Source organism: Shigella dysenteriae, from assembly GCF_022354085.1.
Classification (GTDB): domain Bacteria; phylum Pseudomonadota; class Gammaproteobacteria; order Enterobacterales; family Enterobacteriaceae; genus Escherichia; species Escherichia coli.
On sequence record NZ_CP055055.1, the window covers coordinates 3,712,897 to 3,738,483 of the forward strand.

Below are 25,587 nucleotides of genomic sequence, written 5' to 3' on the forward strand. Positions count from 1 at the left end.
TTCAGAATCAATGACGGCCGAAAACGGGACGTTTACGGTCAAAGGTCCAGCCGGGGATCAGGTACTGCATCGGGCCTGCGTCGTTACGCGCACCGCCAGGCAGACGTTTATAGGCCTCATGTGCCTTTTGTACCTGTTCCCAGTCCAGTTCCACGCCCAGACCGGGCGCATCAGGAACGGCAATTTTTCCGTTTTTAATCTCCAGCGGATTTTGGGTCAGGCGACAATCGCCCTCCTGCCAAATCCAGTGGGTATCGATAGCGGTAGGATTACCCGGTGCCGCCGCGCCCACATGGGTAAACATCGCCAGAGAGATATCGAAATGGTTGTTGGAATGGCAGCCCCAGGTCAGCCCCCAGTCGTCGCAAAGCTGCGCCACACGGACTGCACCGGAAAGCGTCCAGAAGTGCGGATCGGCAAGTGGAATATCTACCGCATTGAGCATCACCGCATGACCCATTTCGCGCCAGTTGGTGGCGATCATGTTAGTCGCGACGGGCAAGCCGGTCGCCCGCCGAAACTCCGCCATCACTTCACGTCCGGAGAAGCCCTGTTCTGCGCCACATGGATCTTCGGCATAGGTAAGAACATCATTCAGCCCTTTGCACAAAGAAATGGCTTCATCAAGCAGCCAGGCACCGTTGGGATCAACGGTAATCCGCGCATCCGGGAAGTTTTTCTTCAATGCACGAACAGTGTCGATTTCTTGCTCGCCAGGTAACACCCCGCCCTTAAGTTTGAAATCTTTAAAGCCATAGCGATCCTGTGAGGCTTCCGCCAGACGCACAACGGCTTCGCTGTTCATCGCTTTCTGATGTCGCAACTGATACCACTCATGGTTGCCCGGTGTATTTTCCAGATAAGGAAGATCGGTTTTAGTCCGATCACCGATATAAAACAGATAACCGAGGACGGTGATAGCATCGCGTTGCTTGCCTGGCCCTAACAGTTCGCAGACCGGAACATTCAGCGCCTTACCTAGCAGGTCAAGCAAGGCGGCTTCCAACGCCGCCACGGCATTAACGCGCAATTCAAAAGTCCAGGCTCCTTTACCGAAGGTATCAAAATCGGCGGCCTGATTACCTTTATGCACCTGCTGAACCACTTTATTCAGGCGCGCAACTTCCTGGCCCAGCACCATCGGAATAGCTTCGACCAGTGTTTGATAAATCACCTCTCCGCCCGGCGCTTCACCAATGCCGGTATGCCCGGCATTATCGGTGAGTACCACGATATTGCGGGTGAAGTATGCGTTATGCGCACCACCAATATTGAGCAACATGCTGTCATGTCCGGCGACCGGAATGACTTTCATATCAGTAATAACAGGACTGGATTGTGTCGTCATCTTATTGCCCCGCGACAGGTTTCAGCTCGATACGCTTGATATCGCCCACCAGCACCAGGTAGCTCAGTACCGCGATTAAGGCATGAACACCAACATAAATCAGCGCCCCATTAAACGAGCCAGTCGTGCCAACGATATAACCAATTGCGATTGGCGTGACGATGCCAGAAATGTTACCGAACATGTTGAACAGGCCACCGGAAAGACCGCTGATCTCTTTTGGCGCGGTATCTGCCATTACTGCCCAACCCAGCGCCCCAATGCCCTTACCGAAGAAGGCCAGCGCCATAAAGCCGATGATCATCCACTCAACGTTGACGTAGTTGCAGAACACCATCACCATCGACAGCAACATGCCCATTACGATCGGTGTTTTACGCGCAATGTTCAGCGATCCGGTGCGGCGCATCAGCCAGTCGGAAATAATCCCACCCAGCACACCACCGATAAAACCACAAACCGCCGGAACGGAAGCCACAAAGCCCGCTTTCAGAATCGACATCCCACGCGCCTGCACCAGATAAACCGGAAACCAGGTAATGAAAAAGTAAGTCAGGGCGTTGATACAGTACTGACCGATATAAACGCCGATCATCATCCGTGACCCGAGCAGTTGTTTGATCTGCCCCCACTTCACGCTGAACGGCACTTTAACTTTGGTGTTTTGCTGATCCATATTGATCAGCGCGCCACCCGCGGCGATGTACTCCAGCTCTTTCTGATTTACCCCCGGATGTTGATTTGGCTCGTGGATGACTTTCAACCAGATAAAGCTGATGACAATCCCCAGACCGCCCATAAAGAAGAAGACGTGTGACCAGCCCACTTCATGCGTCAGCCAGCCCATAATCGGCGCGAAGATCACCGTTGCGAAGTATTGAGCGGAGTTAAAAATCGACACCGCCGTTCCCCTTTCCTGCGCCGGAAACCAGGCCGCAACAATGCGACTGTTGCCGGGGAAAGATGGCGCTTCAGCAAGCCCGACCAGGAAGCGCAGAGTAAACAGGGCAACGATAATGCCGAATCCACTAAAGATATCGACGAAGCCTTGCAGCAAGGTAAACATCGACCAGATAAAGATCGACCAGAAGTAAACGCGTTTTGAACCAAAACGATCCAGCAACCAACCACCAGGGATCTGCCCGATAACATAAGCCCATGAGAAGGCAGAGAACACATAGCCCATTCCCACGGGATCAAGGCCGATATCTTTGGCCATTTCCGAACCGGCAATAGAAAGCGTAGCGCGGTCACCGTAGTTGAAGGATGTGACGATAAACAACATCACCACTATCCAGTAACGAGCATTCGTGCGTTTTTCCACACTGCTCGCAGCCTGACTTAAAGAACTCATTGTTGCACTCCTGAAAATTCGCGTTAGCCACGCTCACTCTGGACTGCGACATCGCCAGGAAATCAGAGGTGACGTAGGGTGTTTTTTGCCGTTTTTATAGGTCGTTCGCCGAATACGGCGCGTGTTTATATCTGGCAATAGCAGTATAAAAAGCGCGCCATAGCGGCTCACCGTGCAACAACACAACATTAATGCGTTCAATGAGGCCCGATTTTGGCATTAGCCCTGGACGGTGGAATCCACTTCACGGAAATGAAAACAAGAACAAGAAAGGAAGGGTTAAAACGAAGAAATAAAGAAGAGTATGAAATGGATCGCTTGACTCCAGGCAAACGCCAGTAAAAATCCGCGCTATGAAGCAGTTTTTACTGGCATTTGCCTGAAAAGATTCGATTCAGCACCGCTAAAACGACATTTACCGCTCGCTGAACATATCAGGACAACAGCGTGCCCCACTGTTCGACCCACGGATTTGATTCCGTTTCCGGTTCCGGGTTCTCACTGGCGTCAATCAACAGCATTTCGCCAACCCGCTGAGCGCTCTGTTCCTGCAACAAGGCATCGAACTGTTTGCCGCCATTGCAGAAATTTACATAACTGCTGTCGCCGAGCGCAATCACGCCATAACGCAGATTCGGCTGGAAGCCCAGACTATCTTTGATTCCCTGAAAGAGCGGCACAATGCTATCAGGAAGGTCGCCCTGCCCGGTCGTGGACGTAACCACCAGAACATACTTATCCTGATAGGGCAGCCAGTCGCTTAATTCAGGATCTTCAAATACCGTTGCTTTGTGGCCCTGTGCGGTCAGAATTGCTTCTGCTTCTTCCGCCACTAACAGCGAATTTCCGTACATGGTGCCGACAAAAATACCAATTTCCGCCATACCGTTTTCTCCCTGGATTAGGAACTTATCTCTCCATCCTGACCCGATGGCGCACTGAACTCAACCCTTTCATTTTCAGGAAGCAGACCGCGCCAGCCAAATTGTGATAACGCCTGCATCCAGGTGTCGTCCAGGCCCGCGTGAATAGTCAGCGGCTCGCCAGTAAAAGGATGCGTCAATGACAACTGACTGGCATGCAGCATTAACCGCTGAAGACCAAAATGCTCAGCACCGCTGCGATTCTGGCGTAAATCGCCATGTTTGCTATCGCCAATAATCGGATGACGCAAATGGGCAAGATGTCGGCGAAGCTGATGTTTGCGTCCGGTTTTCGGCTCCAGTTCCACCAGGCCGTAGCGCGTGGTCGGGTAACGTCCGGTCGCTACCGGCATTTCTACGGTCGCCAGACCGCGATAATGCGTCACTGCTGGCTGCGGGCCTTTATCTTCGCGGGCAAATTTATCAGCGATTTTGTCCAGTTCTTCCACCAGTGGATAATCCAGCACCGCTTCTTCCATCAACCAGCCGCGCACAATCGCATGGTAACGTTTCTGGATTTGGTGCTGTTCAAACTGTTGTGCCAGCAGCCGTCCGGCCTCGCTGGATAATCCCATCAACAACACACCAGAAGTTGGTCGGTCCAGACGATGAGCAGTAAAAACATGCTGTCCTATCTGGTCACGCACGGTTTGCATGACCACTACTTTCTCGTCGCGATCCAGCCAGCTACGGTGAACCAGCCAGCCGGAGGGTTTATTTACCGCAACCAGCCATTCATCCTGATAGAGTATTTCCAGCATTAGCTCGCATCATCCGCAAAAAGAGCATCCAGTTTTTCCAACTCAGCCAGAATAAGCGCGCGTTGCGGATGGTCCGTCGCCAGCGCCATTTCATAATAGGGTGCAACAGCAAAAGCGCCCGGTAACGGCTGGTTGTTATTTAACAAATCGTGCATTCGCGGGATCAGCACCCACTGCAACCACTCCAGTGGTTCCATGGTGTCCATAAAGAACGGTTGGGTACTATTAAATTGATGCGGCTGGGGTTCATCGTTTCGCCAGTGCTGATGTTCACGCAGTAACGCTTCAAGCGCCTGCAACTGGAGACGAACGCGGTCATGAGTGGTCATAAAGCAACCTCAATAAGAAAAACTGCCGCGAAGGATAGCAGGAATAAAAAAAGGGAGCACTGTATTCACAGTGCTCCCGGTTCGTTTCGCAGCATTCCAGCTACATTTGTTGCTCCCTGCTCATCCTTGACAACTTTTCCTCTGGCCTTGCGGCAAATCGTTCATCCTGAACTATTGCTTCCTGCTCACACCACCCCGATGTGATACTTCATCCTGAAGTGTCCCTGGCCTTCCTGACCCACCGAATCATCCTGACCGGTTCTCATTCTCCATCCTGGAGGTGTCCTTTAACGCGTCCTGCGTCATCCTCTTCGCTTCATCCAGAAGCCTTTCCCTGAAACACCATCCTGGTGTGTCCTTCAGAAGTGTCATCATCCTGATGTTCACTTCGTTGTCTGACTCCCTGTCGACGAAGATAGAATCGTCTTTTTCGCGAAGTCTTACAAGGCGCTTACAGACAATGCCTTAAGGAAAATTTCATATGAAAGTTAGGAATTAACAAGCAACATGTTGTTTTTAAATGAAAACAACGATTCTTATCTTTTTAAGTATTCGCTTATTTCCTGGCGATCTCCTACAGAGTCTGTAAGAGATCTCTCACAACCAGATGGGGTATTTGGATTACAGAAGAGGCTTAAGTTGATTAAGGAATTCCGCAAGATTTGAGGCTAAATGCGTCCGTTTACGTGTTCCCAGCGTCTCTTTACACACTTCACCGGAGAGATTACACACCGAGATGACCTCTAACTCTTCTTCCAGCGTCGCGATAAATAGCGTGGGTGGCAGTTTTAGCCTTTTCTGAGTCACCAGATGACCAATCAGATTTTCCTGCACCCGACGGAAGTCGTCTTCACTCCAGGTTTGCAGCAATGTCAGTTTGATATCGCCAAACTGCGCGTGCATATCCCCGGCAAACTGAGTCGTATAAAAGGTATGAATTGTGGGTTGTATCACAATATCAAAAGCGCGTTCAACCGCGTTTACATTTTGTTCCCCGGTAAACGGCTGGGGTTGCCAGTATACGGCATCTTCAGTAGTTGAAATAATGCACGGTGAAGGAACGCCGTACAGTTCCTCACTTAACGGCCAGCTTTTATGTTCTTCATGCCACGCATCGCAGTAGCGTGCAGTAAAATCTTTCAGGGCTTGTGCGGTCAAATCGTCCACTAATTTCTCTCTTCACTTAAACCAGATACACTTGTCGTTTAGTTTATCTGGTTTATGACGGTGAAACATGTCTTCTTATGCAAACCATCAGGCACTTGCGGGCCTGACTCTTGGAAAATCAACCGATTACCGGGATACCTATGACGCCAGCCTACTGCAAGGCGTTCCACGCAGCCTGAATCGCGACCCGCTGGGTCTGAAAGCGGATAACCTGCCTTTTCACGGTACGGATATCTGGACGCTGTATGAACTTTCCTGGCTGAATGCGAAAGGTTTGCCGCAGGTCGCTGTCGGTCATGTTGAACTTGATTACACCAGCGTAAATCTGATTGAGTCGAAGAGTTTTAAGCTCTATCTCAACAGTTTTAACCAGACGCGTTTTAATAACTGGGATGAGGTGCGCCAGACGCTGGAGCGCGACTTAAGCACTTGCGCTCAGGGTAATGTTAGCGTGGCGTTATATCGTCTTGATGAACTGGAAGGCCAGCCGATAGGTCATTTCAATGGCACTTGCATTGATGACCAGGATATCACTATCGATAACTATGAATTCACTACTGACTATCTGGAGAATGCCACCAGTGGTGAAAAAGTAGTGGAAGAGACGCTTGTCAGCCACCTGCTGAAATCAAACTGCCTGATCACCCATCAACCAGATTGGGGTTCGATCCAAATTCAGTATCGTGGACGCCAAATTGACAGAGAAAAACTGCTGCGTTACCTGGTCTCTTTCCGCCATCACAACGAGTTCCACGAACAGTGCGTGGAACGCATCTTTAATGACCTGTTACGCTTCTGCCAGCCAGAGAAATTGAGCGTTTACGCACGTTATACCCGTCGTGGCGGTCTGGACATTAACCCGTGGCGCAGTAATAGCGATTTTGTCCCATCGACCACAAGACTGGTTCGGCAATAAATTTTTTCTCAATTTTGCGTGCTGGATTCACGCAGAAGGTTGTGAAAGGTCATCAGGCAGGGCTATTGTAATCAAAGGGAATGACGATATTCGTCCCATAAGGAGTTTTTCTTGATTACACATATTAGCCCGCTTGGCTCCATGGATATGTTGTCGCAGCTGGAAGTGGATATGCTTAAACGCACCGCCAGCAGCGACCTCTATCAACTGTTTCGCAACTGTTCACTTGCCGTACTGAACTCCGGTAGTTTGACCGATAACAGCAAAGAATTGCTGTCTCGTTTTGAAAATTTCGATATTAACGTCTTGCGCCGTGAACGCGGCGTAAAGCTGGAACTGATTAATCCCCCGGAAGAGGCTTTTGTCGATGGGCGAATTATTCGCGCTTTGCAGGCCAACTTGTTCGCGGTTCTGCGAGACATTCTCTTCGTTTACGGGCAAATCCATAATACCGTTCGTTTTCCCAACCTGAATCTCGACAACTCCGTCCACATCACTAACCTGGTCTTTTCCATCTTGCGTAACGCTCGCGCGCTGCATGTGGGTGAAGCGCCAAATATGGTGGTCTGCTGGGGCGGTCACTCAATTAACGAAAATGAGTATTTGTATGCCCGTCGCGTCGGAAACCAGCTGGGCCTGCGTGAGCTGAATATCTGCACCGGCTGTGGTCCGGGAGCGATGGAAGCGCCGATGAAAGGTGCTGCGGTCGGACACGCGCAGCAGCGTTACAAAGACAGTCGTTTTATTGGTATGACAGAGCCGTCGATTATCGCCGCTGAACCGCCTAACCCGCTGGTCAACGAATTGATCATCATGCCGGATATCGAAAAACGTCTGGAAGCGTTTGTCCGTATCGCTCACGGCATCATTATCTTCCCTGGCGGTGTGGGTACGGCAGAAGAGTTGCTGTATTTGCTGGGAATTTTAATGAACCCGGCCAACAAAGATCAGGTTTTACCATTGATCCTCACCGGCCCGAAAGAGAGCGCCGACTACTTCCGCGTACTGGACGAGTTTGTCGTGCATACGCTGGGTGAAAACGCGCGCCGCCATTACCGCATCATCATTGATGACGCCGCTGAAGTCGCTCGTCAGATGAAAAAATCGATGCCGCTGGTGAAAGAAAATCGCCGCGACACTGGTGACGCTTACAGCTTTAACTGGTCAATGCGCATTGCACCAGATTTGCAAATGCCGTTTGAGCCGTCTCACGAGAATATGGCTAATCTGAAGCTTTACCCGGATCAACCTGTTGAAGTGCTGGCTGCCGACCTGCGCCGTGCGTTCTCCGGTATTGTGGCGGGTAACGTAAAAGAAGTCGGTATTCGCGCCATTGAAGAGTTTGGTCCTTACAAAATCAACGGCGATAAAGAGATTATGCGTCGCATGGACGACCTGCTACAGGGTTTTGTTGCCCAGCATCGTATGAAGTTGCCAGGCTCAGCCTACATCCCTTGCTACGAAATCTGCACTTAATCTCCCCTCCCCCGGTGACGTTTGTTGCCGGGTTTTCTCGTTTTTGGTCACTTACTCATCAACTCATTTCATTTGTTATATGAATGTTTCTTACCACCCTCACGCGACAAATATCATCACAGTTAATATGTCATACAATTTATATTGCAACGCAAACGTTTCCCTATTTTCATAAACCGTATTTTATCGCTATGAAAAAGAAATTATCGCCATGATTAACTAAAAGTATTGATTTTTTCAGTTCAACCTACATATATTGCGCGCCCCGGAAGAAGTCAGATGTCGTTTAATGGGCAAATATTGCCCTTAAATTCTCTTTTACTTTTGATTTACAGAGTAAAGCGTTGGGATAATCTATCTTCCAAGTAGATTATTGTATTTGGGATCAAGATCACTGATAGATACATAACTTGTGTGTATCTTTCCGCCCTCAAATTATTACGGCGGTAAATGATTAAGCCATCGCCGATAGACAGATTTCATTTTTACGGTCAGGCACCTTCCCGGGCTGAACTGGCTAAAAGCTGAATTATTTGCATTCCTCCAGGAGAAATAGATGGAAACGACTCAAACCAGCACGATTGCGTCGAAAGACTCTCGTAGTGCCTGGCGCAAGACAGACACCATGTGGATGCTGGGCCTTTACGGCACGGCAATCGGCGCGGGCGTGCTGTTCCTGCCAATCAACGCCGGTGTTGGCGGTATGATCCCGCTGATCATCATGGCTATCCTTGCGTTCCCGATGACGTTTTTTGCTCACCGCGGCCTGACTCGCTTCGTACTGTCTGGTAAAAACCCGGGCGAAGACATCACCGAGGTTGTAGAAGAACACTTTGGTATTGGCGCAGGTAAACTGATTACCCTGCTCTACTTCTTCGCTATCTACCCGATCCTGCTGGTTTATAGCGTGGCAATCACCAATACAGTTGAAAGCTTCATGTCTCACCAGCTGGGTATGACGCCACCGCCACGTGCGATTCTGTCGCTGATCCTGATCGTGGGTATGATGACCATCGTTCGCTTCGGTGAGCAGATGATCGTTAAAGCGATGAGTATTCTGGTGTTCCCGTTTGTTGGCGTATTGATGCTGCTGGCTCTGTACCTGATCCCGCAGTGGAACGGCGCAGCACTGGAAACGCTGTCTCTGGACACTGCATCTGCAACCGGAAACGGTCTGTGGATGACCCTGTGGCTGGCAATTCCGGTAATGGTGTTCTCGTTCAACCACTCTCCGATCATCTCTTCTTTCGCCGTTGCGAAGCGTGAAGAGTACGGCGATATGGCAGAACAGAAATGCTCGAAGATCCTGGCATTCGCACACATCATGATGGTGCTGACCGTAATGTTCTTCGTCTTCAGCTGCGTACTGAGCCTGACTCCGGCAGACCTGGCTGCGGCTAAAGAGCAGAACATCTCGATTCTGTCTTACCTGGCTAACCACTTTAACGCACCGGTTATCGCGTGGATGGCTCCGATTATCGCGATTATCGCTATCACCAAATCCTTCCTCGGCCACTACCTGGGCGCACGTGAAGGCTTCAACGGTATGGTGATTAAATCTCTGCGTGGTAAAGGTAAGTCTATCGAAATCAACAAGCTGAACCGTATCACTGCGCTGTTCATGCTGGTAACGACCTGGATTGTTGCCACCCTGAACCCGAGCATCCTGGGTATGATTGAAACCCTGGGCGGCCCAATCATCGCGATGATCCTGTTCCTGATGCCGATGTACGCAATTCAGAAAGTACCGGCAATGCGTAAGTACAGCGGTCACATCAGCAACGTATTCGTTGTCGTGATGGGTCTGATTGCAATCTCCGCAATCTTCTACTCTCTGTTCAGCTAAGTCCTTTCGCGCCGCTTTCGGGCGGCGCTTCCTCCGTTTTAACGCGATGTATTTCCTATGATTAGCGTATTCGATATTTTCAAAATCGGCATTGGCCCTTCCAGTTCTCATACCGTTGGACCAATGAAAGCGGGTAAACAATTTACCGACGATCTGATTGCCCGTAACCTGCTTAAAGACGTGACCCGCGTGGTGGTTGACGTGTACGGCTCGCTCTCTCTGACTGGTAAAGGCCACCACACTGATATCGCCATTATTATGGGCCTGGCGGGTAACCTGCCGGATACCGTGGATATCGATTCCATCCCTGGTTTTATTCAGGATGTGAATACTCATGGTCGCCTGATGCTGGCAAACGGTCAGCATGAAGTGGAGTTCCCGGTTGATCAGTGCATGAACTTCCATGCAGACAACCTTTCTCTGCATGAAAACGGTATGCGCATTACCGCGCTGGCGGGTGATAAAGTCGTTTACAGTCAGACTTACTACTCTATTGGCGGTGGCTTTATCGTTGATGAAGAGCATTTTGGCCAGCAGGATAGCGCACCGGTTGAAGTTCCTTATCCGTACAGTTCAGCAGCCGATCTGCAAAAACATTGTCAGGAAACCGGGCTGTCACTCTCTGGCCTGATGATGAAAAACGAGCTGGCGCTGCACAGCAAAGAAGAGCTGGAACAGCACCTGGCGAACGTCTGGGAAGTGATGCGTGGCGGTATTGAGCGCGGTATTTCCACCGAAGGTGTGTTACCTGGCAAACTGCGTGTTCCACGCCGTGCTGCGGCACTACGCCGGATGCTGGTCAGCCAGGATAAAACCACCACTGACCCGATGGCGGTTGTTGACTGGATCAACATGTTTGCACTGGCAGTGAACGAAGAGAACGCTGCTGGCGGTCGCGTGGTGACTGCGCCGACTAACGGTGCGTGCGGGATTATCCCGGCAGTGCTGGCGTACTACGATAAGTTTATCCGCGAAGTGAACGCTAACTCACTGGCTCGTTACCTGCTGGTAGCCAGCGCCATTGGTTCTCTTTATAAGATGAACGCGTCGATTTCTGGTGCCGAAGTGGGTTGCCAGGGTGAAGTTGGTGTGGCGTGCTCAATGGCGGCGGCTGGTCTGGCAGAACTATTAGGCGCAAGCCCGGCGCAGGTGTGCATCGCGGCGGAAATCGCCATGGAGCACAACCTCGGTCTGACGTGTGACCCGGTCGCCGGACAGGTACAGGTGCCATGCATCGAGCGTAACGCCATTGCGGCAGTAAAAGCGGTGAACGCCGCACGTATGGCGCTGCGCCGTACCAGCGAGCCGCGCGTCTGCCTCGATAAAGTTATCGAAACCATGTACGAAACAGGTAAAGATATGAACGCCAAGTACCGCGAAACCTCTCGCGGCGGCCTGGCAATGAAGATCGTTGCCTGCGATTAATCGCTCTCCAGAGGCCTCTTTTTGCGAGGCCTCTTCCCGATTTCTCATCCAGCCATAGCCTGTTCCAGTATCGAATGTTACCCTTATCGCCTGATCTTTAAGGGGGTTATCGTGGCTGTTCATTTGCTTATTGTCGATGCACTGAATCTTATTCGTCGCATTCATGCCGTTCAGGGTTCGCCCTGTGTCGAAACCTGCCAGCACGCGCTCGATCAGCTCATTATGCACAGCCAGCCAACCCACGCTGTCGCCGTTTTTGATGATGAAAACCGCAGTAGCGGCTGGCGTCATCAGCGTTTACCAGATTACAAAGCGGGTCGACCGCCAATGCCGGAAGAGTTGCACGACGAGATGCCTGCATTACGCGCCGCCTTTGAGCAACGCGGCGTCCCGTGCTGGTCAACCAGCGGCAACGAAGCCGATGACTTAGCCGCCACGCTGGCGGTCAAAGTGACACAGGCCGGGCATCAGGCAACGATTGTTTCGACAGATAAAGGCTACTGTCAGTTACTTTCACCGACATTACGTATTCGTGATTACTTCCAGAAACGTTGGCTGGATGCGCCATTTATCGATAAAGAATTTGGCGTTCAACCGCAGCAGTTGCCCGATTACTGGGGACTTGCGGGGATCAGTAGTTCAAAGGTACCGGGTGTTGCGGGAATCGGACCAAAAAGCGCCACGCAGCTGCTGGTCGAGTTTCAGAGTCTGGAAGGGATATATGAGAATCTGGATGCGGTTGCCGAAAAGTGGCGCAAAAAATTAGAAACCCATAAAGAGATGGCGTTTCTGTGCCGCGATATTGCCCGCTTACAAACCGATTTGCATATCGATGGCAATTTACAGCAATTGCGATTGGTACGGTAACGGCGAGCCGGATACGCCGCAAACGTCGTATCCGGCATTATCACATCAGCGCATTTACCAGGCGGTATGGTAAAGCTCTACAATATCCTCAAGCGTTGCTTCACGCGGGTTGCCACCGGTACAAACATCATCCAGTGCCGCCTGCGCCAGTGCCGGAATGTCTTCCTTGCGTACCCCAACATCACGCAAATGTGGCGGAATACCGACATCACGGTTGAGAGCAAACACCGCTTCAACAGCGGCATTACGCGCCTCTTCCAGGCTCATACCTTCCACTTTCACGCCCATAACGCGCGCGATATCGCGGTACTTCTCATCGGTAAAGTCAGCGTTATAGCGCATGACATGCGGTAACAGGATGGCGTTCGCAACACCGTGTGGAGTGTTGTAAAACGCGCCCAGTGGATGCGCCATACCATGCACCAACCCTAACCCAACATTCGAGAAGCCCATACCCGCAACATACTGCCCGAGCGCCATTTCTTCTCCGGCATCCTTATCACCAGCAACCGATCCTCGCAGCGCCCCAGCAATGATTTCAATCGCTTTAATGTGCAGTGCATCGGTTAGCGCCCACGCGCCACGGGTAATATACCCCTCAATAGCATGAGTGAGCGCATCGACACCCGTCGCAGCTTTCAGCGCTGGAGGCATACCATCCATCATGTCAGCGTCAATAAACGCCACCTGCGGGATATCATGCGGATCAACGCAAACAAACTTGCGCCGTTTTTCTTCGTCAGTGATCACGTAGTTAATGGTCACTTCTGCCGCAGTGCCTGCTGTGGTGGGGATTGCCAGAATCGGTACACTGGGTTTATTGGTCGGGGAAAGTCCTTCCAGGCTACGCACATCGGCAAACTCCGGGTTGTTGCTGATAATGCCAATCGCTTTACAAGTATCCTGTGGAGAACCACCACCAATAGCGATCAGGTAATCCGCGCCGCTATTCTGGAATACACCGAGCCCTTCTTTGACGACAGTAATTGTTGGGTTGGGCACTACGCCGTCGTAAATCGCCCATGCCAGCCCTGCAGCATCCATCTTATCGGTCACTTTCGCCACCACGCCGCATTGCACCAGCGTTTTATCGGTGACGATCAGCGCCTTCTGATAACCACGGCGTTTCACCTCATCGGTTAAAGCCCCAACAGCACCCCGACCAAACCATGCCGTTTCGTTCAGAATCATTCTGTTAGCCATCATCCTTCTCCTTGTTGCTTTACGAAATTACTCTTCAATCCGTAACCCATAGGTTTTGAATTTCTCCAGCACTACGGCAATCTCTTCATCGCTCAGTACTGGCACCGGGTCCGTAATCGCCAGGGTCGTCAGGTAAAGTTGCGCCAGCACTTCAACTTCATGCGCCAGCCATAACGCTTTTTCCAGATTCACCTCACAAGCGATAAGCCCATGATGTTGTAACAAAGTTGCCTTACGATTTTTGAGAGCCAGCGCAACATGTTCAGAAAGTTCGCGTGTTCCAAAGGTCGCATAAGGCGCGCAAGGAATAGAATTACCGCCAGCCGCCGCAATCATGTAGTGAATAGCGGGGATCGATCGGTTAAGAATGGAAACTGCCGTGCAATGAACGGCATGATTGTGAACAACCGCGTTGGCATCCGGTCTGCTTTGATAGGCCGCCATATGGAAACGCCATTCGCTTGAGGGGAGCTTTCCTTCCTCATGTTTACCGTTGCCATCAATAAAGACAATATGCGACTCCGTCAGTTTTTCATATGGAATGCCTGTAGGCGTAATCAGCATCCCATCCTGATAACGTACACTGACGTTCCCCGCTGTCCCCTGGTTCAGTCCCAGGCGGGTCATTTCCAGGCAAGTGTCAATAATCTGACGAGCAAGTTTATTTCGTTCCATTAGCTACCTCTCTCTGATTCAAAACAGGGCAATAATGTTGTTCCTTTCACACTATTGAATTAGCCGTTTAATTACCCACCATCTTCTTCCTGATTCACAAGAAAGAAATTCACAAGCTTATATTTTGTGACCTGGTTCAACTAATCACAGTAAATAACTGCAAGTTCTCTTTTTATAACCCCATTAAAAATGACCGCTCTTAAAAATATTTATCAAAACGGTCATTTTTCTATTCACCTAAGCCAGGAATGCCCGTTTTCGGCATAAACAATTAATACGGTCATCGGGTTTGTGTTTTTTATGATTTATTTTCTGAAACGGGCATGAAATTTCGATTATTAAAGTGATGGTAGTCACATAAAGTCACCTTCCAGCTAATAAGTGTGACCGCCGTCATATTACAGAGCGTTTTTTATTTGAAAATGAATCCATGAGTTCATTTCAGACAGGCAAATATTCACTGATATGAAGCCCGAACTCGCTGGTTTTGCACTTTTGAAAACATAACCGATTACGTGCTTAAGCTTCTGAACCTAAGAGGATGCTATGGGAAACACATCAATACAAACGCAGAGTTACCGTGCGGTAGATAAAGATGCAGGGCAAAGCAGAAGTTACATTATTCCATTCGCGCTGCTGTGCTCACTGTTTTTTCTTTGGGCGGTAGCCAATAACCTTAACGACATTTTATTACCTCAATTCCAGCAGGCTTTTACACTGACAAATTTCCAGGCTGGCCTGATCCAATCGGCCTTTTACTTTGGTTATTTCATTATCCCAATTCCTGCTGGGATATTGATGAAAAAACTCAGTTATAAAGCAGGAATTATTACCGGATTATTTTTATATGCCTTGGGTGCTGCATTATTCTGGCCCGCCGCAGAAATAATGAACTACACCTTATTTTTAGTTGGCCTATTTATTATTGCAGCCGGATTAGGTTGTCTGGAAACTGCCGCAAACCCTTTTGTTACGGTATTAGGGCCGGAAAGCAGTGGTCACTTCCGCTTAAATCTTGCGCAAACATTTAACTCATTTGGCGCAATTATCGCGGTTGTCTTTGGGCAAAGTCTTATTTTGTCTAACGTGCCACATCAATCGCAAGACGTTCTCGATAAAATGTCTCCAGAGCAATTGAGTGCGTATAAACACAGCCTGGTATTATCGGTACAGACACCTTATATGATCATCGTGGCTATCGTGTTACTGGTCGCCCTGCTGATCATGCTGACGAAATTCCCGGCATTGCAGAGTGATAATCACAGTGACGCCAAACAAGGATCGTTCTCCGCATCGCTTTCTCGCCTGGCGCGTATTCGCCACTGGCGCTGGGCAGTATTAGCGCAATTCTGCTACGTTGGCGCACAAACGGCCTGCTGGAGCTATTTGATTCGCTACGCTGTAGAAGAAATTCCAGGTATGACTGCAGGCTTTGCCGCTAACTATTTAACCGGAACCATGGTGTGCTTCTTTATTGGTCGTTTCACCGGTACCTGGCTCATCAGTCGCTTCGCACCACACAAAGTCCTGGCCGCCTACGCATTAATCGCTATGGCACTGTGCCTGATCTCAGCCTTCGCTGGCGGTCATGTGGGCTTAATAGCCCTGACTTTATGCAGCGCCTTTATGTCGATTCAGTACCCAACAATCTTCTCGCTGGGCATTAAGAATCTCGGCCAGGACACCAAATACGGTTCGTCCTTCATCGTTATGACCATCATTGGCGGCGGTATTGTCACTCCGGTCATGGGTTTTGTCAGTGACGCGGCGGGCAACATCCCCACTGCTGAACTGATCCCCGCACTCTGCTTCGCGGTCATCTTTATCTTTGCCCGTTTCCGTTCTCAAACGGCAACTAACTGAACATATTTTCCGAATAAAGTGAGGAATCTGTAATGAAAAAAATCAGCTTACCGAAAATTGGTATCCGCCCGGTTATTGACGGTCGTCGCATGGGTGTTCGTGAGTCGCTTGAAGAACAAACAATGAATATGGCGAAAGCTACGGCCGCACTGCTGACCGAGAAACTGCGCCATGCCTGCGGAGCTGCCGTCGAGTGTGTCATTTCCGATACCTGTATCGCGGGTATGGCTGAAGCCGCTGCTTGCGAAGAAAAATTCAGCAGTCAGAATGTAGGCCTCACCATTACGGTAACGCCTTGCTGGTGCTATGGCAGTGAAACCATCGACATGGATCCAACCCGCCCGAAAGCCATTTGGGGCTTTAATGGCACTGAACGTCCCGGCGCTGTTTACCTGGCAGCGGCTCTGGCAGCTCACAGCCAGAAAGGCATCCCGGCATTCTCCATTTACGGTCATGACGTTCAGGATGCCGATGACACATCGATTCCTGCTGATGTTGAAGAAAAACTGCTGCGCTTTGCCCGCGCCGGTTTGGCCGTCGCCAGCATGAAAGGTAAAAGCTATCTGTCGCTGGGCGGCGTTTCGATGGGTATCGCCGGTTCTATTGTTGATCACAACTTCTTTGAATCCTGGCTGGGAATGAAAGTCCAGGCGGTGGATATGACCGAACTGCGTCGCCGTATCGATCAGAAGATTTACGACGAAGCCGAACTGGAAATGGCACTGGCCTGGGCTGATAAAAACTTCCGCTATGGCGAAGATGAAAATAACAAACAGTATCAACGCAATGCCGAGCAAAGCCGCGCAGTTCTGCGCGAAAGTTTACTGATGGCGATGTGTATCCGCGACATGATGCAAGGCAACAGCAAACTGGCCGATATTGGTCGCGTGGAAGAATCACTTGGCTACAACGCCATCGCTGCGGGCTTCCAGGGGCAACGCCACTGGACCGATCAATATCCCAATGGCGACACCGCCGAAGCGATCCTCAACAGTTCATTTGACTGGAATGGCGTGCGCGAACCCTTTGTCGTGGCGACCGAAAACGACAGTCTTAACGGCGTGGCAATGCTAATGGGTCACCAGCTCACCGGCACCGCTCAGGTATTTGCCGATGTGCGTACCTACTGGTCACCAGAAGCAATTGAGCGTGTAACGGGGCATAAACTCGATGGACTGGCAGAACACGGCATCATCCATTTGATCAACTCCGGTTCTGCTGCGCTGGACGGTTCCTGTAAACAACGCGACAGCGAAGGTAACCCGACGATGAAGCCACACTGGGAAATCTCTCAGCAAGAGGCTGACGCTTGCCTCGCCGCTACCGAATGGTGCCCGGCGATCCACGAATACTTCCGTGGCGGCGGTTACTCTTCCCGCTTCCTTACCGAAGGCGGCGTCCCGTTCACCATGACTCGTGTCAACATCATCAAAGGCCTGGGACCGGTACTGCAAATCGCGGAAGGCTGGAGCGTGGAATTGCCGAAGGATGTGCATGACATCCTCAACAAACGCACCAACTCAACCTGGCCAACCACCTGGTTTGCACCGCGCCTCACCGGTAAAGGGCCGTTTACGGATGTGTACTCGGTAATGGCGAACTGGGGCGCTAACCATGGGGTTCTGACCATCGGCCACGTTGGCGCAGACTTTATCACTCTCGCCTCCATGCTGCGTATCCCGGTATGTATGCACAACGTTGAAGAGACCAAAGTGTATCGTCCTTCTGCCTGGGCTGCGCACGGCATGGATATTGAAGGCCAGGATTACCGCGCTTGCCAGAACTACGGGCCGTTGTACAAGCGTTAATACATTACTCCCTGATGTGATGCCCGGTCGCTCCGGCTACCGGGCCTGAACAAGCAAGAGTGGTTAGCCGGATAAGCAATATTATCCGGCTATATTGCAGGAGCGATTATGAAACAAGAAGTTATCCTGGTACTCGACTGTGGCGCGACCAATGTCAGGGCCATCGCGGTTAATCGGCAGGGAAAAATTGTTGCCCGCGCCTCAACGCCTAATGCCAGCGATATCGCGATGGAAAACAACACCTGGCACCAGTGGTCTTTAGACGCCATTTTGCAACGCTTTGCTGATTGCTGTCGGCAAATCAATAGTGAACTGACTGAATGCCACATCCGCGGTATCGCCGTCACCACCTTTGGTGTGGATGGCGCTCTGGTAGATAAGCAAGGCAATCTGCTCTATCCGATCATTAGCTGGAAATGTCCGCGAACAGCAGCGGTTATGGACAATATTGAACGGTTAATCTCCGCACAGCGGTTGCAGGCTATTTCTGGCGTCGGAGCCTTTAGTTTCAATACGTTATATAAGTTGGTGTGGTTGAAAGAAAATCATCCACAACTGCTGGAACGCGCGCACGCCTGGCTCTTTATTTCGTCGCTGATTAACCACCGTTTAACCGGCGAATTCACTACTGATATCACGATGGCCGGAACCAGCCAGATGCTGGATATCCAGCAACGCGATTTCAGTCCACAAATTTTACAAGCCACCGGTATTCCACGCCGACTCTTCCCTCGTCTGGTGGAAGCGGGTGAACAGATTGGTACGCTACAGAACAGCGCCGCAGCAATGCTCGGCTTACCCGTTGGCATACCGGTGATTTCCGCAGGTCACGATACCCAGTTCGCCCTTTTTGGCGCTGGTGCTGAACAAAATGAACCCGTGCTCTCTTCCGGTACATGGGAAATTTTAATGGTCCGTAGCGCCCAGGTTGATACTTCGCTGTTAAGTCAGTACGCCGGTTCCACCTGCGAACTGGATAGCCAGGCAGGGTTGTATAACCCAGGTATGCAATGGCTGGCATCCGGCGTGCTGGAATGGGTGAGAAAACTGTTCTGGACGGCTGAAACACCCTGGCAAATGTTGATTGAAGAAGCTCGTCTGATCGCGCCTGGCGCGGATGGCGTAAAAATGCAGTGTGATTTATTGTCGTGTCAGAACGCTGGCTGGCAAGGAGTGACGCTTAATACCACGCGTGGGCATTTCTATCGCGCGGCGCTGGAAGGGTTAACTGCGCAATTACAGCGCAATCTACAGATGCTGGAAAAAATCGGGCACTTTAAAGCCTCTGAATTATTGTTAGTCGGTGGAGGAAGTCGCAACACATTGTGGAATCAGATTAAAGCCAATATGCTTGATATTCCGGTAAAAGTTCTCGACGATGCCGAAACGACCGTCGCAGGAGCTGCGCTGTTCGGTTGGTATGGCGTAGGGGAATTTAACAGCCCGGAAGAAGCCCGTGCACAGATTCATTATCAGTACCGTTATTTCTACCCGCAAACTGAACCTGAATTTATAGAGGAAGTGTGAAATGCTGAAAACAATTTCGCCGTTAATTTCTCCCGAACTATTGAAAGTGCTGGCAGAGATGGGACATGGAGATGAAATTATTTTTTCCGATGCTCACTTTCCCGCCCATTCGATGGGACCGCAAGTGATCCGCGCTGATGGCCTGTTGGTGAGCGACTTGCTCCAGGCGATTATCCCGTTATTTGAGCTGGACAGTTATGCACCGCCGCTGGTGATGATGGCAGCGGTAGAAGGTGACACTCTCGATCCTGAAGTAGAACGACGTTACCGTAATGCGCTTTCACTACAAGCCCCGTGTCCTGACATCATCCGCATCAATCGTTTTGCGTTTTATGAACGGGCGCAAAAAGCCTTTGCGATCGTTATCACAGGCGAACGAGCGAAGTACGGGAATATTCTTTTAAAAAAAGGGGTAACACCGTAATCTCATACCGGTACGCCCGCATGACGCGGGCGGTTATCGAATGATGGGGTGAAAAATATGAAAGCGGCACGCCAGCAAGCGATAGTCGACCTGCTGCTGAACCATACCAGCCTGACCACGGAAGCTCTCTCTGAACAGCTAAAGGTCAGTAAAGAAACCATTCGTCGCGATCTCAATGAATTACAGACGCAGGGTAAAATTCTGCGCAATCATGGACGCGCTAAATATATCCACCGTCAAAATCAAGACAGTGGCGATCCCTTTCACATCAGGCTGAAAAGCCATTATGCGCATAAAGCAGATATCGCGCGCGAGGCGCTCGCGTGGATTGAAGAAGGGATGGTGATAGCCTTAGACGCCAGTTCAACTTGCTGGTATCTGGCACGCCAGTTGCCTGACATCAACATTCAGGTCTTCACCAATAGCCATCCGATTTGCCATGAACTCGGTAAACGCGAACGCATTCAACTGATCAGTTCCGGCGGCACACTTGAGCGCAAATATGGCTGTTACGTCAATCCCTCGCTGATTTCCCAACTTAAATCGCTGGAAATCGATCTGTTTATTTTTTCTTGTGAAGGGATCGATAGCAGCGGCGCACTGTGGGACTCCAATGCCATCAACGCTGATTACAAATCAATGCTATTAAAACGCGCCGCGCAATCGTTGTTATTGATTGATAAAAGTAAATTTAATCGTTCAGGGGAAGCCCGCATCGGGCATCTGGATGAGGTAACGCACATTATTTCTGATGAGCGCCAGGTTGCAACTTCTTTGGTAACAGCCTGACGGAAAGGGTAGCAGGCCGGAAACAACGCCCCGGCCTTGCCTGTTATCGCTCGTCGCGACGACCACCCACCGCAGCCCAGATGCGGCGGACGTGCACCGTCACTTCTTCGCGATCGTGATACAACTGCCGTGCCTGAATCTGAGCATTTATGCCATGTTCATCAAGCTGTGCCTGAATATACGCCAGATTGTGTGACACTTCTTCGTAGCGTTTTTTCATCGGCAGTTTGAGGTTGAAAATGGTTTCACGACACCAGCCATTAACCAGCCACTGCGCCATCAATGCCGCAACTTTCGCCGGTTTTTCAACCATATCGCATACCATCCAGGAGATATTGCTGCGCGTCGGACGGAATTTGAAACCGTCTTCCCGCAGCCACGTCACCTGTCCGGTATCCATCAGACTTTGCGCCATCGGGCCGTTGTCGACGGAATAAACCCACATGTTGCGCTTCACCAGTTGGTAGGTCCAGCCGCCTGGGCAAGCGCCCAAATCCACCGCCCACATCCCGTTCGCCAAGCGTTCATCCCACTCATCCGCAGGAATAAACACATGAAATGCCTCTTCCAGTTTGAGCGTGGAACGACTCGGCGCATCTGCCGGAAATTTCAGGCGCGGAATGCCCATATAGAACGGCGAATTATTGTTGCTGTATGAGTAACCGGTATAACAGCAGCCTGGTGCAATGAAGAATACATGCACTACCGGACGCTTCGGCGTTTCATAGTTCGCCAGCACCCCCGCATCGCGCAAGGCAGCGCGTAGCGGCACGGTGAATTTACGGCAGAATTTCAGCAACTCTTTGCTTTCGTTGGTATCGGCAACTTCAACACGCAGTTCACCGCCCTTCTCTACTACGCCCTGTAACATGCCGACAATGGGGGTAATACGATCTTCTGGCGGCAAATGCTGCAAGAGTTCCCCCACCACAAACCACTGGCGGGCAAAAATTAATGAACTGAACGGCAGCTCACGGATTAACTTATCGCCATCATCAGGTTGATAACATTCATAAATGACATAACCCGCATTCTCTTTCACGCGGGCAAAACCGAAAATTTCCCGCTGGCCGGCTTTATCGGTAATTTCTGCGGCGCACTCTTTTTCAAAGCCCGGACGGCACAGCAATACAACCTTATTCATGACTTACGCCCTTGCGCTTTAAACGGATAGCACCAACTAACATTAACGCCCAGCCCGCAAGGAAGCTCACGCCGCCAACCGGAGTGACAAACGCCCACAAACGCAGATGGGACAGTGCCAGGCAATAAAGGCTGCCGCTGAACAGCACCGTGCCTAACGCGAGGAAAACGCTACTCCAGTAAAACCAGATACTGATGCGACGCTGCATTGCCACCGCCAGACCTAAGATCGCCAGCGTATGAAACGCCTGGTATTCGAGGCCGGTCTGGATCCAGCCCATCTCAACGGCCCCCATGGTTTTACTTAACACATGCGCGCCAAAAGCACCCAGAGCCACAAAAATGAAGCCGCTAATGGCGGCGAAAATCAGCATAAAACGGCTGGTCATGGTCGTACCCTACGTAAATTATTGTTCATAACGAAAGCGGAATTTTTCTTGTTCAGCAGCGGCTTTCGCCAGGATCCATTGGCGAAAGGCGGCTATTTTACCCAGTTCTGCCTGGCTGTCATGACAAACCAGATAAAAAGCGTTTTTACTGACCAGAACATCATTAAACGGGCAAACAAGACGTCCGGCTTCAATTTCAGATTGCGCCATCACGTTATTTGCCAGCGCCACTCCCTGCCCGTGGATAGCCGCTTGCAGCACCATGGCGCTATGGCTAAAAATTGGCCCTTGCTGAACGTTGATATGATTTAACCCCAATTGACGAGTATATGTCTGCCAGTCACGGCGTGACGCATCATGTAATAGCGTATGTTTAGCCAGATCTTCCGGGGTCTTCAAGGGTTTTTCGCCAGTCAGCAGTAGCGGCGAACACACCGGCAATAAATATTCGGCGTACAGTTTTTCCACCCGTAGCCCCGGCCAGTTGCCCCGACCATAAAATATCGCCACATCAACATCATCCGCCAGCTTATCTTCCTGACGATCAACCGCCTGGATTCGAACGTCAATTCCCGGATAAGCTGAATTAAAGCTGGAAAGTCGCGGAACCAACCAATGAATGGCGAAACTAGGGAGTAAACTGACCGTCAACGCCCCCTTGGCGCTACGGGCCTGGAGTTTACGCGTCGCTTCGGTTAATTGCGAAAATATCTCTTTGATATCGAGGAAATAGCTTTGCCCTTCCTCGGTCAGCAGGAGTGAACGATTACGGCGGCGGAACAGTTTTAGCCCCAAAAAATCCTCAAGAGACTTGATTTGATGACTTACTGCGGCCTGGGTCACAAAAAGCTCTTCTGCTGCGCGAGTGAAACTTAAATGGCGTGCTGCGGCATCAAAAACTCGTAAGGCATTTAGCGGTGGTAATCGTTTAGACATGGCTTTTAAACTTTGATGTTAAATGAATTTAACAATTAGATCACAGTGTGTAACCTATTAGTTTTTTTAATCTGAGCCATTATAAATTGTCCGTTGAGCTTCTACCAGCAAATACCTATAGTGGCGGCACTTCCTGAGCCGGAACGAAAAGTTTTATCGGAATGCGTGTTCTGGTGAACTTTTGGCTTACGGTTGTGATGTTGTGTTGTTGTGTTTGCAATTGGTCTGCGATTCAGACCATGGTAGCAAAGCTACCTTTTTTCACTTCCTGTACATTTACCCTGTCTGTCCATAGTGATTAATGTAGCACCGCCTAATTGCGGTGCTTTTTTTTACCTTGCGATCGCGAATTACTGATCCAGTTCGACCATCTCTTTCACGTCGGTACGGTTGATCTGCTGTTTGTTGCCATTAGCGTCTTTATACGAAATCATACCGGTATCGTTATCAGTCTGTGGTTTGCCGTCAGAGACGATGGTACGTCCGTCATTGGTGTGCATCACATAGTTCGAACCGGAACAGGCGCTCAGGGCAAAAGTCAGCATACAGGCAGAAATAATTGCGGCAGTCTTTTTCATCATCTTCTCCTTAAAGCGATTAATAAATCTTAATAGTATTGATTAACAGGCTAAAATTAACGCCTAACACTATTCAGCATATGTTACTGACGCGGCTTCGCCAGGATATCCAGATAATTCTGATGGTTAGCACTCTCCTTGTATCAAAGTGAATTTTGCGTCACGATCGGTGCATCAAGCCGAGGAGTACCATGAACGTTTTTAATCCCGCGCAGTTTCGCGCCCAGTTTCCCGCTCTACAGGATGCGGGCGTCTATCTCGACAGCGCCGCGACCGCGCTTAAACCTGAAGCCGTGGTTGAAGCCACCCGACAGTTTTACAGTCTGAGCGCCGGAAACGTCCATCGCAGCCAGTTTGCCGAAGCCCAACGCCTGACCGCGCGTTATGAAGCTGCACGAGAGAAAGTGGCGCAATTACTGAATGCACCGGATGATAAAACTATCGTCTGGACGCGCGGCACCACTGAATCCATCAACATGGTGGCACAATGCTATGCGCGTCCGCGTCTGCAACCGGGCGATGAGATTATTGTCAGCGTGGCAGAACACCACGCTAACCTCGTCCCCTGGCTGATGGTTGCCCAACAAACTGGAGCCAAAGTGGTGAAATTGCCGCTTAATGCGCAGCGACTGCCGGATGTCGATTTGTTGCCAGAACTGATTACTCCCCGTAGTCGGATTCTGGCGTTGGGTCAGATGTCGAACGTTACTGGCGGTTGCCCGGATCTGGCGCGAGCGATTACCTTTGCTCATTCAGCCGGGATGGTGGTGATGGTTGATGGTGCTCAGGGGGCGGTGCATTTCCCCGCGGATGTTCAGCAACTGGATATCGATTTCTATGCTTTCTCTGGTCACAAACTGTATGGCCCGACGGGTATCGGTGTGCTGTATGGCAAATCAGAACTGCTGGAAGCGATGTCGCCCTGGCTGGGTGGCGGCAAAATGATTCACGAAGTGAGTTTTGACGGCTTCACGACTCAATCTGCGCCGTGGAAACTGGAAGCAGGAACGCCAAATGTGGCTGGTGTCATAGGATTAAGCGCGGCGCTGGAATGGCTGGCAGATTACGATATCAACCAGGCCGAAAGCTGGAGCCGTAGTTTAGCAACACTGGCGGAAGATGCGCTGGCGAAACGTCCAGGCTTCCGTTCATTCCGCTGTCAGGATTCCAGCCTACTGGCCTTTGATTTTGCTGGCGTTCATCACAGCGATATGGTGACGCTGCTGGCGGAGTACGGTATTGCCTTGCGGGCCGGGCAACATTGCGCTCAGCCGCTACTGGCAGAATTAGGCGTAACCGGCACACTGCGCGCCTCTTTTGCGCCATATAATACAAAGAGTGATGTGGATGCGCTGGTGAATGCCGTTGACCGCGCGCTGGAATTATTGGTGGATTAATGACGAACCCGCAATTCGCCGGACATCCGTTCGGCACAACCGTAACCGCAGAAACGTTACGCAATACCTTCGCACCGTTGACGCAATGGGAAGATAAATATCGCCAGTTGATCATGCTGGGGAAACAGCTTCCGGCTTTGCCAGACGAGTTAAAAGCGCAGGCTAAAGAGATTGCCGGATGCGAAAACCGCGTCTGGCTGGGATATACCGTGGCTGAAAACGGTAAAATGCACTTCTTTGGCGACAGCGAAGGACGTATAGTGCGCGGCCTGCTGGCGGTGCTGTTGACTGCCGTTGAGGGGAAAACCGCCGCCGAATTGCAGGCACAGTCGCCGCTGGCATTGTTTGATGAGCTGGGATTGCGTGCGCAACTTAGCGCCTCACGCAGCCAGGGGTTAAATGCGTTAAGCGAGGCGATTATCGCTGCGACGAAGCAGGTTTAA

Annotated in this window: 24 protein-coding genes; 12 read left to right on the forward strand and 12 right to left on the reverse strand. The window is 50.7% G+C overall.

The features are described from left to right. Positions 1 to 7: 7 nt before the first annotated feature. The 6 genes from HUZ68_RS17760 to syd all read right to left on the reverse strand — a co-directional run bounded on the left by HUZ68_RS17760 (position 8) and on the right by syd (position 5,882). Positions 8 to 1,348, reverse strand: a complete 1,341-nt coding sequence (locus HUZ68_RS17760) for an enolase C-terminal domain-like protein (RefSeq protein WP_033814779.1) — start codon at positions 1,346 to 1,348, stop codon at positions 8 to 10. A gap of 1 nt (position 1,349) precedes the next feature. Beyond that, the gene (gudP, locus tag HUZ68_RS17765; protein ID WP_000097082.1) at positions 1,350 to 2,702 is read right to left on the reverse strand and encodes a galactarate/glucarate/glycerate transporter GudP; all 1,353 of its coding nucleotides are present in this window, start codon (positions 2,700 to 2,702) and stop codon (positions 1,350 to 1,352) included. Between the two features lie 434 nt (positions 2,703 to 3,136). Beyond that, the gene (locus tag HUZ68_RS17770; RefSeq protein ID WP_000807753.1) at positions 3,137 to 3,586 is read right to left on the reverse strand and encodes a flavodoxin; all 450 of its coding nucleotides are present in this window, start codon (positions 3,584 to 3,586) and stop codon (positions 3,137 to 3,139) included. Positions 3,587 to 3,603: 17 nt separating this feature from the next. Further along, the gene (gene truC / locus HUZ68_RS17775) at positions 3,604 to 4,386 is read right to left on the reverse strand and encodes a tRNA pseudouridine(65) synthase TruC (protein WP_000890001.1); all 783 of its coding nucleotides are present in this window, start codon (positions 4,384 to 4,386) and stop codon (positions 3,604 to 3,606) included. Next, positions 4,386 to 4,715 carry a YqcC family protein gene (locus tag HUZ68_RS17780; protein ID WP_000206995.1) on the reverse strand — a complete coding sequence of 110 codons (330 nt, stop codon included), beginning with the start codon at positions 4,713 to 4,715 and terminating at the stop codon, positions 4,386 to 4,388. Before HUZ68_RS17780 ends, truC begins: the two co-directional genes overlap by 1 nt. A gap of 621 nt (positions 4,716 to 5,336) precedes the next feature. Then, on the reverse strand, positions 5,337 to 5,882 hold the full coding sequence (gene syd, locus HUZ68_RS17785; RefSeq protein WP_000342431.1) for a SecY-interacting protein: 546 nt from the start codon (positions 5,880 to 5,882) through the stop codon (positions 5,337 to 5,339). Positions 5,883 to 5,949: 67 nt separating this feature from the next. Here syd and queF point away from each other — a divergent pair, with 67 nt between their 5' ends. The 5 genes from queF (at position 5,950) to xni (ending at position 12,412) form a co-directional block, all read left to right on the forward strand. Beyond that, entirely contained in the window at positions 5,950 to 6,798 is an 849-nt protein-coding gene (gene queF / locus HUZ68_RS17790) for an NADPH-dependent 7-cyano-7-deazaguanine reductase QueF (RefSeq protein ID WP_033814778.1), read from the forward strand. Positions 6,799 to 6,909: 111 nt separating this feature from the next. Further along, the gene (ppnN, locus tag HUZ68_RS17795) at positions 6,910 to 8,274 is read left to right on the forward strand and encodes a nucleotide 5'-monophosphate nucleosidase PpnN (protein ID WP_000627995.1); all 1,365 of its coding nucleotides are present in this window, start codon (positions 6,910 to 6,912) and stop codon (positions 8,272 to 8,274) included. Between the two features lie 556 nt (positions 8,275 to 8,830). After that, entirely contained in the window at positions 8,831 to 10,120 is a 1,290-nt protein-coding gene (gene sdaC, locus HUZ68_RS17800; RefSeq protein ID WP_000450476.1) for an HAAAP family serine/threonine permease SdaC, read from the forward strand. Positions 10,121 to 10,177: 57 nt separating this feature from the next. Beyond that, positions 10,178 to 11,545, forward strand: a complete 1,368-nt coding sequence (gene sdaB, locus HUZ68_RS17805) for an L-serine ammonia-lyase II (protein WP_000626404.1) — start codon at positions 10,178 to 10,180, stop codon at positions 11,543 to 11,545. Between the two features lie 111 nt (positions 11,546 to 11,656). Next, positions 11,657 to 12,412, forward strand: coding sequence for a flap endonuclease Xni (gene xni / locus HUZ68_RS17810; RefSeq protein ID WP_000268232.1), 756 nt, complete (start codon positions 11,657 to 11,659; stop codon positions 12,410 to 12,412). Positions 12,413 to 12,466: 54 nt separating this feature from the next. Here the strand turns inward: xni and fucO are convergent, their stop codons facing one another. Together fucO and fucA are read right to left on the reverse strand one after the other, a co-directional pair. Next, positions 12,467 to 13,615, reverse strand: coding sequence for a lactaldehyde reductase (gene fucO, locus HUZ68_RS17815; RefSeq protein WP_000013583.1), 1,149 nt, complete (start codon positions 13,613 to 13,615; stop codon positions 12,467 to 12,469). A gap of 27 nt (positions 13,616 to 13,642) precedes the next feature. Beyond that, entirely contained in the window at positions 13,643 to 14,290 is a 648-nt protein-coding gene (gene fucA / locus HUZ68_RS17820) for an L-fuculose-phosphate aldolase (protein WP_000440781.1), read from the reverse strand. 546 nt (positions 14,291 to 14,836) lie between these two features. Between fucA and fucP the strand changes: the two genes are divergently transcribed. From fucP to fucR, 5 genes are all read left to right on the forward strand, one after another. Beyond that, positions 14,837 to 16,153, forward strand: coding sequence for an L-fucose:H+ symporter permease (gene fucP, locus HUZ68_RS17825; RefSeq protein WP_000528603.1), 1,317 nt, complete (start codon positions 14,837 to 14,839; stop codon positions 16,151 to 16,153). A 32-nt stretch (positions 16,154 to 16,185) separates the two neighbouring features. Beyond that, positions 16,186 to 17,961: an L-fucose isomerase gene (fucI, locus tag HUZ68_RS17830; protein ID WP_000724153.1), complete on the forward strand. Its 1,776-nt coding sequence runs from the start codon at positions 16,186 to 16,188 to the stop codon at positions 17,959 to 17,961. A gap of 108 nt (positions 17,962 to 18,069) precedes the next feature. After that, a complete protein-coding gene (gene fucK / locus HUZ68_RS17835; RefSeq protein ID WP_000808392.1) occupies positions 18,070 to 19,488 on the forward strand; it encodes an L-fuculokinase in 1,419 nt (472 codons plus the stop codon). A gap of 1 nt (position 19,489) precedes the next feature. Continuing rightward, positions 19,490 to 19,912 carry an L-fucose mutarotase gene (gene fucU / locus HUZ68_RS17840; RefSeq protein WP_000920840.1) on the forward strand — a complete coding sequence of 141 codons (423 nt, stop codon included), beginning with the start codon at positions 19,490 to 19,492 and terminating at the stop codon, positions 19,910 to 19,912. A 57-nt stretch (positions 19,913 to 19,969) separates the two neighbouring features. After that, a complete protein-coding gene (fucR, locus tag HUZ68_RS17845) occupies positions 19,970 to 20,701 on the forward strand; it encodes an L-fucose operon activator (RefSeq protein ID WP_000642344.1) in 732 nt (243 codons plus the stop codon). A 43-nt stretch (positions 20,702 to 20,744) separates the two neighbouring features. Here the strand turns inward: fucR and rlmM are convergent, their stop codons facing one another. The 4 genes from rlmM to HUZ68_RS17865 all read right to left on the reverse strand — a co-directional run bounded on the left by rlmM (position 20,745) and on the right by HUZ68_RS17865 (position 23,747). Continuing rightward, complete coding sequence (gene rlmM / locus HUZ68_RS17850) at positions 20,745 to 21,845, reverse strand: 23S rRNA (cytidine(2498)-2'-O)-methyltransferase RlmM (RefSeq protein ID WP_001045520.1); 1,101 nt, start codon at positions 21,843 to 21,845, stop codon at positions 20,745 to 20,747. Beyond that, complete coding sequence (locus HUZ68_RS17855; RefSeq protein ID WP_000203905.1) at positions 21,838 to 22,233, reverse strand: DUF423 domain-containing protein; 396 nt, start codon at positions 22,231 to 22,233, stop codon at positions 21,838 to 21,840. Before HUZ68_RS17855 ends, rlmM begins: the two co-directional genes overlap by 8 nt. An 18-nt stretch (positions 22,234 to 22,251) precedes the next feature. Then, positions 22,252 to 23,169, reverse strand: coding sequence for a glycine cleavage system transcriptional regulator GcvA (gene gcvA, locus HUZ68_RS17860; RefSeq protein ID WP_000044401.1), 918 nt, complete (start codon positions 23,167 to 23,169; stop codon positions 22,252 to 22,254). Positions 23,170 to 23,519: 350 nt separating this feature from the next. Further along, a complete protein-coding gene (locus HUZ68_RS17865) occupies positions 23,520 to 23,747 on the reverse strand; it encodes a YgdI/YgdR family lipoprotein (RefSeq protein WP_000750398.1) in 228 nt (75 codons plus the stop codon). 191 nt (positions 23,748 to 23,938) lie between these two features. Between HUZ68_RS17865 and csdA the strand changes: the two genes are divergently transcribed. Continuing rightward, positions 23,939 to 25,144, forward strand: a complete 1,206-nt coding sequence (gene csdA, locus HUZ68_RS17870) for a cysteine desulfurase CsdA (protein WP_001299106.1) — start codon at positions 23,939 to 23,941, stop codon at positions 25,142 to 25,144. Further along, entirely contained in the window at positions 25,144 to 25,587 is a 444-nt protein-coding gene (csdE, locus tag HUZ68_RS17875; RefSeq protein WP_000184261.1) for a cysteine desulfurase sulfur acceptor subunit CsdE, read from the forward strand. The genes csdA and csdE overlap by 1 nt, the downstream gene beginning before the upstream one ends.